This is a genomic window from Sphingobacterium sp. UBA6320 (assembly GCF_002440335.1).
Lineage (GTDB): Bacteria > Bacteroidota > Bacteroidia > Sphingobacteriales > Sphingobacteriaceae > Sphingobacterium.
Map to the genome: position 1 here is coordinate 1 of NZ_DJTA01000021.1, position 13,210 is coordinate 13,210.

The window sequence follows — 13,210 nt, forward strand, 5'->3', positions numbered from 1 at the left end:
CCGTTTTTTATACATCCAGGCTGATCAATAAACTTATTCCCAAGGGCTATAAGGGAAATACATACGAACTTCCCGAAGTCTATTTTATCGGTATTTTAGAGTTTGAATTAGGAGAAACAGAACCCGGAAAGTATTTTTACGATGTTGCCCTCTGCGATAAGCAGAGTAATCGTGTTTTTTATGAAAAGCTTGGTTATAAGCTGTTGGTATTACCAAATTTTAATAAGGATGAGACTGATATCAAGACGGATATGGATATGTGGCTATATCTATTGAAAAACATGAGTAAACTTGATAAAATACCGGATTTTTTGGATAAGCGGGTATTTGGTCTTATCTTTGATATAGGCGAAGTCGCAAAATTAACACCGGAGGATAAGATGGCATACGAAGCAAGTTTAAAACATAAGCGTGATGCAGAGAATACCTATTCTACTGCTCAGCGTATTGGACATGACCGAGGTTTAAAAGAAGGTTTAAAAGAAGGTTTAAAAGAGGGTTTAAAAGAAGGTTTAAAAGAAGGTTTAAAAGAGGGTATAAAAAAGGGTTTAAAAGAAGGTCTTGCCCAAGGCGAGCAAAAAAAAGCCATGGAGACAGCTTTGAAATTTAAAATGATTGGTTTACCCCTAGCACAAATTGCTGAGGGTACAGGGCTTACGATCGACGAGATCGAAAAGCTGAAATAAATCAATTAGATCATATAGAAAAACCTATAAAGCCATTCTGGCCAAAATGGCTTTATAGGTTTTATACCATCCTTACCATATCCGTTAATAAAACTAATCCATTCTTTCGGGCTTTTAAAACAGTACTCATCATAGACTATGATCGTTACCAGTACCCATACCATCGAGGGCAGAGAAGTCCTGTATTTTTCCGTTACTACTTTTGAATATTTCTTTTTCCCAGCGCTTCAATAGGGTAAATTCTTGCGGTTTTTCCTCAGGCTCCTTCGGAAAGGGCAATCTACAAAAACAAGGATTTTTTAACATTCTGCTCCTTTGATCTGTCATCATCTACATTCATTTTCATAAAAAAGACTTCAAAATTTTTGAAGTCCTTTTTATAATTATTATAGGTAGATGAATAATCAAATGAGTGGAACAATATCTTGTTAGTAAAAGATATTGGTATATCATATCTATTTATTGGAAAGCTTTTTTCTGAGAATAGTAAAAACTGAATAATATGTACCGCTATTACCGTTCTTATGTAGAAGATCCAATCCGATGATAGATTCAAATTTACTAAAAAGTATTACATAACAGAAGTTAATATAGGTTATTATAGCCTATTTGTTTACTTAACCTTCTGTCAGCAGTTCTATAGCGCTCTGTTACAGCTCGCTGAGGTAACCGATTACGGTACGGTCTGGTGGCAAATGTGCTTCATCAGGAGATATTGCTGTTATTTGTTTTTTTAAAGAAGATCGAGAATGCATCTACATTAAATAATTTTTGGTTACTTTTTTTATGATATGGCGTTGACTGCAGCCGCAGGTTTTATGATTTTTAAAGCTATGGAAATTGATCTCGTTGACATATTTGTTTTTCAAAAGTTGATGATAAAACGTTAAAAATGTTTCATATTCCGTTTGAAAAGAGAGGTAAAGATGGTTGTAGTAGAAATCATTCCAATCTTTTTATTAAAAGAAAAACCCGTAACATCGAGTTACAGGTTTTCTTTTATAAGCCCCATTATGAATAGCATCCTATGCATACTTAAATATAGTCATAAATATTTTAAGTATCAAATACGGTTAAAAATATCGTTGATTTTGAATTGTTTTTTGGTCAATTTTGGATGTCGATTACAATCACCTTAAAAAAGGATACGCTATTATCTATCAATAATTATTGGATATAATGGTAGAGACCAATATTTTGTATCATCGGATTTAATCTGCTTTCAAGTATTTTTAGGCGAACATGTTTTCCTTTGATGGTGTTAAATTGTAAAATTCTTCTTGAGCCTATTGTTGTTCCAGATGCAACTTTAGTCCAAGCATTATTTTGTAGCACCTCCAGCTCAAATTTCTCTACACGCTGTCCATATTTTATAAACTCTGAAATATCGAGCAGATTAAATTCTTGCTCTTTTCCAATGTCAAATACAAAGGTTGCAGTATCCACTCCTTTTGTTGTCCAATATTGACCTGTTTTCTCCTTTTTTGTTATGATTTCTTTATGCTGATTGATGAGTTTCGCAGAAGTTGTTTTCAACAAATTATTAGCAAAAATTTGATCTCTTAAATTTTTCCACCCAATAAGCGCCTGTTCATCCTTTTCGTGAATGAGACCATCTTGTGATGGAGGGATATTCAGTAATAATACACCATTCTTGCCGACAGAGTTAAAATATATATCCAAGAGCTTTTCGGGGCTCTTTACTTGGTCATTTTGATTTTCATGGAAAAACCAGCCCGGTCTGATGGAAACATCTGTTTCGGCAGGATACCAAACTAATGCTTCTGCTTTTTCGATCTGACTTCTTGATCCTAAATCGCTATTTCTCATGTCACCTTTAGGTTTTATAGTCATGTCCTGCTGCGATTCACCTGCTACGGCATCCTGTCTGAGCGCAGCAGTTGGTACGACAGACCACTCTGTATCTCTTCCATAACCTGTCTCTGTACCTACCCACCTGACATCTGGTCCCATCACGGCGATGACGGCTTCGGGTTGAATGGCTCTTATGGTCTTATAATACCTTTCAAAATCGTACTCTTGTTTTTTGCCATTTGGACCTTCTCCGTTTGCACCGTCAAACCATACTTCATCTACTTGGCCATATTGTGTCAATAATTCTGTCAGTTGTTTGACAAAAAAATCATTATAAGCTTCTGTTCCGTAAACGGCTTCGTGTTGATCCCAGGGAGATAAGTAAACACCAAATTTTACACCATGTTTACGACAGGCATCGGATAATTCTTTCATAACATCGCCTTGACCATTTAAATAGGGTGAGTTTTTAATGGAATGTTCAGTTGTGGCTGTTGGCCATAAACAGAAGCCATCATGATGTTTTGCTGTTAAGATCAATAGTTTTATCCCTGCTTTTTTAGCAATTTTTACCCATTGTTCGGCATCTTGTTTTTTAGGGTTAAATAATTTAGGATCTTCTTTGCCATCTCCCCATTCTTTACCGGTAAAAGTATTGATCCCATAATGTATAAATCCGGTTACTTCAAGCTCTTGCCATTTAAGTTGACGTTTGGTAGGTCTTACATGTGCCGCTTTTCTGATGATGTCTTCTTTTGTGTCCTCAGGTTTTAATTCCACATAATTCTGCTGTGCAAGTGTGATTGATGCAAGACAAATAAGCCCGCATAAAATCGGTATTTTGATGTTTTTCATTTTTGTTGATACTACAATCACCATACTGCAGAAATGCAATATGGTGATTTAATTTTTGGGATTAGCTTAATTATTTTGCACCTTGATTGGCCATTAATGGCCATCCCGGATTTTGGTATATACTTGACGATTCCGGTGAACCGTCTGGTGAAGTTATGGTAAAGTGGCTCATAGCAATTGGATTTAAATAATGTGCACTGATCCATTTATACCCGTCGAGGACTAAATTGGTTGCCGCTAAGTTGATGCGGTAAGGTCTAAGATAATTGCTTTCAGACTTTAAGGAAACATTACCCGTTTTTCCGGGAGTATTAGGCGGTATCAATGTTGAAACTCCTTTTTCATCTTTGTACCAGTCTTGCATAGGTCCCCATATTTTCATGCCTTCAACAATATAAGGTTTAGCCGCCAGTTGGTCCAATGCTCTCCAGCGTTTTAGATCGGCAAACCGCATGCCCTCTGCCACTAATTCCAAACGTCTTTCTCGTCGGATATTATACAAAACTTTATCCGATAATAATTGTCCCGCAGAGTACGCCCCAAAATCACCTTTTGCTTCCATATTCATATCGGTGTTATTCACCGTATTCATATAATCGGGATTGACTCCAGCACGCTCCCTGATTTGCGTCCAGTATGCCTGCGCCTTAGCGTTGACCGAACCATTTTTAAGGTAGCTGGCTTCGATATAATTTAAGTAAGCTTCAACGGCTCGGAATACAATAGAACCGGTGGTACTGGTTGCACCTTCAGATTGTGCGATCAGGTAACTGAACCCTTTCTTAAGGGCATATCCTGTTACATATCTGGTTTCAGCAATACCTAAAATATCTGGGTTTCCCTCTAGGATATCTTGTCCATTGGTATTCTTTCGATCGGTATAGCTTAACTCTCCCGGGGCTTTCATAAAGATCTGCAAACGATTGTCACGACCAGCTTTTACACTAGCGATAAGATCATCTCCTTGATAGCCTGAGTTGGCCGCATAAATCGGTAGGCCATTGGCCATGGTGAAGTTTTCCACCAGTCCTTTGGAGTAACCCGAATTGCCTGCATTTCTATTCATATAGTGGTTTACAGCGTGCGTTACATTTAAGGGGAGACTATATTGCCTCCAAAGAAGCACTTCACTATAGGCATTTAGGTCAAAATCACCAAACATCTTGAAATAAGGATTGTTTGATGAGTTAAATCCATTATCTTTGGTATTGTTGACTAAAGTCACTCCATCTGCTACCAACTGCGCAGACTCCATAGCCTGTGTCAAGAAGTAATCGATTTCCTGATCGATATTCATCGAGAAATTAGGATTTGATTTTGCTCCGGGCCATCCTGGTCCTCCGGGAACTAAAGCCGTTCCTTTATGGTATTTCAGCCAGGTCGCTTCATGCAGTGCCACACGGGATTTTAACAATAGCGCCGCATTTTTGGTGATCCGAGTTTTTCCGGAGGCAGTTGTTGTACTGAGTAAAGTAACAGCAGAATCCAGATCTGCGATGATAAAACGGGCAACTTCATTTCGGGGTTTACGCACAGAGATGGCGGTTAATTCCTCCAGGTTATCTTTTACCGTATTTTTTAAAATCGGAAAATCTCCTAATGCCTGTACTTTGTTGAAGTATTCGTAAGCCCGTAAGAAATAGGCTTCACCGATATAATGCTCAATATTGAGTTTATTGCCGGTGATGCTGTTACTTTTCCATTTGGGTACTACCGATTCGATGAAATAATTGACCTGACGGATATTCGTAAAATCCCAGTCTCCCCCTGTGGCACCTACCCGCCATTCGCCAGGTACCCATCGTGTAGCATAACCTGAGGTTACTTGATTGTCTGTCCCGTTATCATTCGCAAATGTACCCAACCCCCAACCTGCATGTGTCGGGAAATTGTAACGGGTAATGGTATATGCAGCGAGATCAGCTTCGGTATTTAAATACTCGGACGGTGTTACATTGGACAAAGGTGCTCTATCCAAATATTTATTACAGGATAGCAATGTGCTGAAGGCGAGTACAGCTGTGCAGAGTTGTTTTATATTATTTATATAGCTTTTTTTCATCATTCAAATCATTAAAAATTCACATTTAATCCAAAAGAATAGATGGTTGAGAACGGGTAGGATTTACCATCGTTCCAGCCTCCTAAACCAACCGTCTCCGGGTCAAATACTTTTGCCATTTTTGTAAACGTCAATAGATTCTCTCCGGAAGCATATACACGGATTTTAGATAGTCCGATCTTTGATAGTAATGCTGGATGGAAGGTATAACCGATCTGTGCATTCTTTAACCGTAGATAAGCGGCATTCTGTAAGTAGCGTGTCTGGGTCTGCTGATTTTTTTGTGTGTTGAAGTACGGTCTTGGTAGGTATGCATCTGTATTGACACCTAATACATCATTTTGTACCATCACTGAACTTTCGTCTCTGAAGAAATCCATATTTTCCTGGAAACCTGCCGATTGCCACATACCGCCATTGGCACCCCAGAAATATGGTCCATTAGGCACGTGGTCCCGTTTCCCAATTCCCTGAAGAAATACTCGAACGTCAAATCCTTTATAAGCTGCAGTAAGATCTAAACTGTATCTAAAGCGGGGCAGGCTATTGCCGATAATACTCAGATCACCTGGATTGGTCAAGGTATTTGCTCCGTTATTGACCTGTCCATCTCCATTTTTATCCATATACATGACATCTCCTGCTTGCCATTTGGTAGCAAAGGATTGTTTGGTATTGGCAATGTGTGCATCCATCTGCTCTTGTGTCTGTGCGATACCCAGCGTTGTATAACCCCAGATCTCCCCGTTCTTTTTACCATTATACCATTGTGTAAAATTTCCGGTTGAATTCGGGTATTTTGTGATGGTCTGTTGATCGTCTGATAACACAGCACGTACGCCATAATTGAAATCTCCGATATCGTCTTTCCAGGAAAGTTCCACTTCAAACCCTTTAGAGTACATTTCTGAATTATTAATGCGAGGTACCGCGGTTCCCAGAATCGCAGGTAGATCGGGTGCTGGACCAATCATATCATAGGTATTTCTTTTATAGATATCAAATGCCAGTCCTAAACGATTGTTGAGGGCAGCGACATCCAGTCCCAGATTCCAGCTGGAAACGCGTTCCCAAGTTAAAGAAGAGGAAATTAAATTTGGAGCACTTGCCGAATTTGGTTTCACACCATTGAGTAACCAGCTTCCTTGTCCAGCTGTAACCGGCATGATGGAATAGAAAGGATACCAGTTGTCTGTTCCCTGATTACCCAGCTCTCCGTAAGATCCTCTAAGTTTGAATAACGATATTTCAGATTTTAAAGGCCAAAAGGCTTCGTTGGAAATATTCCAGCCTGCAGAAAATGAAGGGAAGAGATTCCATCTTAGGTCGGTTGGAAATCGGGATGAACCGTCATAGCGGGCATTTAATTCCAATAGGTATCGGTCTTTATAGCTATAGTTGACCCGGCTAAAAAATCCTGCGATAGCCCAATGTTGATAACCACCATTGGTTTTCGGGTCTAATGTTGCGGTATTTAAAGTAGGGATATCGTCTGTGATCAATCCGCTCATCGTTCCGCCTAGTGTTCTGTACTTATTCAATTCTGAATTGAATCCTGCTAGAACGGTAAACTGGTGGTCTTCAGCAATATTAAAACTATAGTCCGAAAATAGATTGGTACTGAAGTATTCATCTTTTTGCGCAGTTTCGCCTACACTGGTTCCTCCAGCACTGTTGTAACCGACTGGTATAAGGAAAGGTTCTTTGTTTACAGTGTAAGCATAAGCTTTTAGGATTTCGCTGTGATCATTTCTATTGGTGATTCTGTAATTGACATTACCGGTGATATTCCAGCCTTTGATCGGTTGATATTTTAACTGAAGCTGCTGGTATAAAAAGTCTTTTTGGTAATTGGTGCGTCCTCCGTCCAATAATTGATTTATTTCTGAAGGCTCTGAAAAGAATCCATTATCATCGCGTACAGGAACTGTTGGCCAGCGTCTGGCAATATTGTGATAATAAAGATCATTCATATGCGTTGCTTTATCAAAATCTTCTCTTACAAAACGGGTATTTGTCAATAGATCTAGTTTATCGGAAATTTTGATATCTAATTTTGTAGCAAATGAAAAACGTTTGAAATTATCGTTAGCATATTTATTTAAACCATCCTGATCCATATAATTCAGTGAAGAATAATATTTAACACGGTCTGATCCACCGTTCACACTCATGGTATGTTCATGTGAAGTGGAGAAGTTTTTGTAAAATTCTTCAAACCAGTTGGTATTGGCGTTCGATCCCGTATAGTACTGCCATTTTCCATCAGTCCCTGCTGTGGAGACTGTACTGATTTCGCCATTTTGGTAGGCCATGATTTTATCAAGGACAGTTTGTGAAAATTTGGCAGCTTCGCCATCATTAGCCGCGACTTCATTGTAATAGTATGCAAATGTTTTAGAATCCAACATCGTTGGTAAACCTCTTGGTGCACTTAACCTGATATTATTGTTGTAATTGACCACCGGTTTTCCGATTTTTCCTGCTTTTGTTGTAATTAAGATAACACCGAAAGGAGCTCTAGATCCATATATCGCGGCTGAAGCTGCATCTTTTAGAACCGAGATATTTTCGATATCCTGCGGATTTAGCGCATTCATATCACCTTCCATTCCATCGATCAATACCAATACCGATGAAGTGGAGCCCACACCGATTGTACCTGCTCCACGGATATTGACACTCATGGTTTGATTGAGTTCGCCTCCAAGTCCTGCAGTCTGTAAATTTAATCCAGGAACCATTCCCTGTAGTGCTTGTCCTAAGTTTTGAACGGGTCTGGATTCGAGTTGCTTTGCGCTTACTGTAGAGACGGAGCCGGTTAAATTGATTTTTTTCTGTGTTCCATAGCCGACAACCACGACTTCATCCATGGCTGAAGAGTTTTCTTCCATGATGAAATTCATCTGAGAACCCGCTGGCTTTTCTGAAGTAGTATGGCCTACATAGCTAAAAACGAGTATTGATCTAGCGTCTTTAACAGATAATTTAAAGGTCCCATTTTCACTGGTTGTGGTCGCGTTGCTTGTTCCTTTCTCTTTGACAGTCACACCGGCTAAAGGTTTGTTGTTTGCATCTGTGATACGACCTGAAGCAATGGTTTGCTGTTGAATAGATACAGTTGGCGTTGTCTTTGTGTTTTCGTTTTTTGGCGTGATTAAGAGTGTTTTTCCATTCAATTCGTAATCAAAGGGTTGATTTGCAAATAATAAAGTCATCGCCTGTTGCAACGAAAGCTTGTTGAAGTCGATAGAAATCAGTTTAGCATGATTAATTAATTCGGTATTGTATACCAAGTTATACCCGGTTTGTTTACGGATACTGGATAATATTTCTTTTAAGCGTGCATTTTTTACATTTATGCTAATCTCTTGAGAGAAGACATTAGCAGAGACTTGTAAACCTGCGATAATTAATAAAGTTGTTATTTTCATTTTCAGGAAAAAACCATGACATAATATTGTAGAGATCCGATTCAAAAAAATGAATAACAATTCCCTACAATGCATCAGAATATTCATACATTTGTTCATTAGGTTAGTGATTAGTAGTATTTTAAGTTTGTTTCATTACCCTTTTTGATAGGGTCCAGCTGCATGGCCGTGCGGCTGGATTTCTTTTTTAGATTGTTGTTTAGTTGTTTTTTATCATAAGCTTTTTATTAATTGGTTGAATCGGTTATTGTTTTACAGCATGGATCATCTGCTCATTATACTGAAATGTAACAGGTCCAGTTTTTTCCAACATTTTTAGTACATCTGAAAGTCTTACATGCTTTGATATCTGCAGGGTATAGTGCGTATTGGGAAGTGAGTTGTAATCTACTTGTACATTATACCAGCGCGATATAGCACGTAATATGGTAGACAATTTTTGATCTTCAAAATGAAAATCACCATTTTTCCAAGCCATTATTGCTGCTATATCAGCCTCACTTTGTTTAGAAATACCAGAGGTATTATTGGTCGTTACACTAAAGTTTGGCTTCATCAATATGGTTTGGTTTTTATTATTTAGAGCGCTTATTTCGACCTGACCTTCTAGGAGCGTGGTTTGTGAATAGGCTTCATCTTGATAGGAATTGACATTAAAATGAGTTCCTAATACGCGTATTTCTTGCATTTCGTTCTGTACGATGAAAGGGACAGTTTTCTTTGCGACTTCAAAATAAGCCTCTCCTTTCAAGTGAACTTTTCTTTGTTTTTTAAAGTCGATATTATAGGTTAAAGAGGATTCCGAATTTAACCAAACATGTGTGCCGTCAGGAAGTATAACTTGATATTGCCCACCTCGAGGTGTCTCAATCGTATTATTGCCCATAGCATTTGTGTTCTGTTCATTTCCAATGATATAGACAAGCTGTCCACTCTTATTTCTTTGGATCGTCAAACCTTGTTCTCTTAATATGGTGTGTGCATGGATGTCAGCCTCATCCAAGGAGATAACTTTTCCATTTGCCAATCTTAATATCGCCTTATTTTTACCAGGCAATACATTTTCAGCATTATTCGCGATTTGCTGGTACGTTGTTTCATTCCATCTTTGATCATAATACGTGATACCCGACAGTGTGATCAATATAGCTGCTGCTATGGCCGCCCAGTGCCTCCAGTTGTAAACCTTTACTTGATGAGTTCCGATACGATTTTCTATCTTTGATAAGATTTCAAGCCTAAGATCCTCCGTAAAAAAAGAATCATCCAAATGTTCATGATGGCGATATGTCGCATGAAATTTGGATAACAGTTCCTCCTCTTCAATAGATGTTTCGCCATTGAGGTATTTATCTAATAAGGTTAGAAATTCTTGTTTTCTCAAAATTTAAGGTTATTTATATATAAGAGTAAATAAGGGATGGCTATCCCTAGTCAATTATTTATTTTTTTTTATCGATTGATTAAAAAAAGTATAAATAGCTCTATACTGAGTGTTTTTCCCAATTGACTACGCAAGTAAACTAATGCATTGGCAATGTGATATTCGACAGTTTTAGTACTTATAGCCAATTTTTCTGCAATTTCTTTATGAGTGAGATGCTCCAAGCGGCTCAATTTAAATACTTCTTGGCAACGTGAGGGTAGCTCTTCTATGATCTGGTCTATTTGCTGTTGCAATTCTTTATATTCCATGAGTTCCTCATTGGAATTATCTTCCAACGTATCAATAAAATCCAATATATCATCATTAATAACCTGTTTTCTAAGCTGCCGCAGTACTTCATATTTAACAGCTGCATAGAGGTATGATTTTAAAGATAGTTTTATGAAAAGTTTTGAACGGATTTCCCAAAGATTAACAAATACCTCTTGTATGACATCATTGCATTTTTCATGATCTTGGAGTATCCGAAAACTAGATTGATATAGATATTTCCAGTACTTATTATAAATTTCTGTAAGTGCCGAATGTTTGCTCTCCCTTAACTGAGCTAATAGCTCGGCATCCCCATTTGGAGTATTTTTCATAAAATTTGGTAGACTAATGGTACAAGATATATAATTACCTTGCTAAAAACAAATTATGTATGACATAAATTGTTTTTAATTTATCTCGGATATCTATTTGATAGTTAGTTTTTTATGGCAGGTTTTTAGTTTTTATGGATGATTATAAGATAAGAAGACAGAAAGTTACCTTCAGTAGGATGTGTATTGGTGGCAGAAAGCTGGTAATTGATGGAAGGAGAATATGAGCTTCGGCGTTTAAAAAATGCCTGATCAATTGATCAGGCCTTTTCTATAGAAGATTAAATTAAGATTAGTTTGCAGTCAATGCTACCGCATTTAATGGTCTGGATGTACCATCGGGACCTACAGCGACGATATTATCAAAGATAATACGGGTGCCCGGTGTGATACCGTTTAAGGCAGATGCCATGCTGGAGCTCAATTGATTGCCTGAAGTAGACAATACAATCGCATCAGCACGAGGCTTTGCGATAATCATCGTAAATTTAGTCACTTTAAAGTTTGCGTCAAAATCAAAATTATCCAATTTTGCAAAGATGGCATTCTGTGCTTTTAGGGCTACGGTAGCCATGGAACCACCGGTTTTGCCTGCAAATTTTGCAATGGGATCGGGGATACGTTTGACACGGAATTCTGTCGTGCTCAAAGTCTGCATTTTACCAGGTGCTACTTCTGCGGTGATCGAGATCCGTGCGGTACCTGGCGATGATACCCGCGCAATGTATTTACCGCCCGACCCAGATAGGCTACCACCGGTCATACTCACTTTTACTTTATCTGTCGGCGTACCAGCTGCTGAAACCGATAACGGATTGTCCACCCCGATATACAAGACATTCATCTTGTCGGGAGATACCACTGCGGATGGACGTGCGACCTGATAGGTCTGTGTCGCCGAGCGGTATTCTTTCATCGAACCATCCGTCTGTTTCACCTGTATCACGCATGTCCAAGAGAAAATCCCTTCTTTGCTCGTTGATACATGGTAAACTCCCTTTCCATCGACAATCTGTAATGGCGATCCATTGACACTGATGGTCGGTTGGGATTTGGAATCTGAAGCGGTCAGAAATACTTCAGCTTGATAAGGTTGTCCTTGTACCAAGTAGGAGGTAGGTGCTACTGCAACAGCTGCAAATTTGTCTAAGTTAACAACCGCCTGATCCATTTTGCCCAAGATTAATTTCACCACATCCGATTCCGTATTTTGAGCGTCCGTCTGTATTTTGGTTAAGATCGTCATGGCTGCAGTCAGGGGTGTGCCGCTTCCGAAATTAATCTCTTCCCAAGTTTCTTGCCATTGACAGATTTTTCTGGGTCTTTTGCCTCTAATGAAAAAGAAACACTTTTTTGTTCTTCAGGACTTAATAAGGCCAAGAGTTTTGCCCGGGTCTCATTAATTTTATCCTTAAGCACGGTTCCCTTTTTCTCATTGATCATGAGATTGAGCGATATATCTTGGTTTTCTCTTTTGACAAGATCTCCTTTTTCTGGATCAATGCCGCCACCTTGTTTGGTGAAGTCTTCTTTTAATGCATTGATATAGGTATTCAGCTCACCGATAATGGATTGTGCTTTTTTAGCTTTATCATAGATGGGTTTTGCACGGGCAGGCTCCTCTTTCAATTTGGTACTTTCAAATGCCGAAAACAATTGCTGTACAGCCGTGTTGACATTGGAGCGTGATGTTTCGAGACTATTGTTGATCTAAACCTCGAATATGCTGATACGTTCAGATCGAAACACCGCAGATGCACATGGAATCGCTGCACACTCCCGATCAGTAAAATAGATCTTTAAGTACAGTTGATTTTTTTCCATAACCCAATGCGCAAATTGAAAAGAATCTTTAGGTTCATTGTACAAGTCATTTTAGGTAATGTTGATACCAAAAATAATGATTTATTGCGGTATTTTTTGTTATAATTGTATTATAGCCATTATCGTTAGAATGTGTATATAGCGTTTGCTAGTTTACTGCATGTAAACTCCTTTGATTTTGATCCCTTATTTTTTTGTACATGAGGGTTATTCTTCGTTCAGCTTCGCGTACTCTCTGGGATTTTTTACGCCTAGTTTTCTCAGCTCTTTCTATCAACTTATCATAACCGATCTGAATAGTTTATATGGCCCTACGCAGAATGCCCCATGTGGTCTCTCATGTTGTATGCAGGCATTTACTTACCATTTAAAAAAAAAAGGACTCAAATTAAAATCGAAGCCCTTTCTTTCACAGTTATGGGTAGATGAACTATAATGTTTATTTATGAAGAATCCTATTTATTATCAAGAGCCCCACACTGAAAAAACAGATCGCGCTCTAT

The 13,210-nt window shown here is 38.5% G+C and carries 8 protein-coding genes and 1 pseudogene; 1 reads left to right on the forward strand and 8 read right to left on the reverse strand.

The genetic code is table 11. The features are described from left to right. A partial coding sequence (locus B3P23_RS13240; protein ID WP_293926755.1) for a PD-(D/E)XK nuclease family transposase occupies positions 1–686 on the forward strand: 686 nt, incomplete at its 5' end. 129 nt (positions 687–815) lie between these two features. On the opposite strand, the gene B3P23_RS13245 is transcribed toward B3P23_RS13240, so the two are convergent. The 8 genes and pseudogenes from B3P23_RS13245 to B3P23_RS13280 form a co-directional block, all read right to left on the reverse strand. Then, positions 816–1,016 carry a hypothetical protein gene (locus tag B3P23_RS13245; RefSeq protein WP_293926758.1) on the reverse strand — a complete coding sequence of 67 codons (201 nt, stop codon included), beginning with the start codon at positions 1,014–1,016 and terminating at the stop codon, positions 816–818. A gap of 837 nt (positions 1,017–1,853) precedes the next feature. Next, on the reverse strand, positions 1,854–3,356 hold the full coding sequence (locus B3P23_RS13250; RefSeq protein ID WP_248755303.1) for an alpha-L-fucosidase: 1,503 nt from the start codon (positions 3,354–3,356) through the stop codon (positions 1,854–1,856). 70 nt (positions 3,357–3,426) lie between these two features. Beyond that, on the reverse strand, positions 3,427–5,421 hold the full coding sequence (locus B3P23_RS13255) for a RagB/SusD family nutrient uptake outer membrane protein (RefSeq protein ID WP_293926761.1): 1,995 nt from the start codon (positions 5,419–5,421) through the stop codon (positions 3,427–3,429). A gap of 8 nt (positions 5,422–5,429) precedes the next feature. Continuing rightward, positions 5,430–8,852, reverse strand: a complete 3,423-nt coding sequence (locus tag B3P23_RS13260) for a TonB-dependent receptor (RefSeq protein ID WP_293926763.1) — start codon at positions 8,850–8,852, stop codon at positions 5,430–5,432. 244 nt (positions 8,853–9,096) lie between these two features. After that, a complete protein-coding gene (locus B3P23_RS13265) occupies positions 9,097–10,236 on the reverse strand; it encodes a FecR family protein (protein ID WP_293926766.1) in 1,140 nt (379 codons plus the stop codon). A 68-nt stretch (positions 10,237–10,304) separates the two neighbouring features. Continuing rightward, the gene (locus tag B3P23_RS13270; protein WP_293926769.1) at positions 10,305–10,883 is read right to left on the reverse strand and encodes an RNA polymerase sigma-70 factor; all 579 of its coding nucleotides are present in this window, start codon (positions 10,881–10,883) and stop codon (positions 10,305–10,307) included. Positions 10,884–11,175: 292 nt separating this feature from the next. Continuing rightward, the gene (locus B3P23_RS21430; RefSeq protein ID WP_414713153.1) at positions 11,176–12,129 is read right to left on the reverse strand and encodes a GldM family protein; all 954 of its coding nucleotides are present in this window, start codon (positions 12,127–12,129) and stop codon (positions 11,176–11,178) included. Continuing rightward, a pseudogene (locus B3P23_RS13280) lies at positions 12,118–12,539 on the reverse strand (gliding motility protein GldM); the annotation flags it as partial. The gene B3P23_RS21430 and the pseudogene B3P23_RS13280, both read right to left, overlap by 12 nt. Positions 12,540–13,210: the final 671 nt, after the last annotated feature.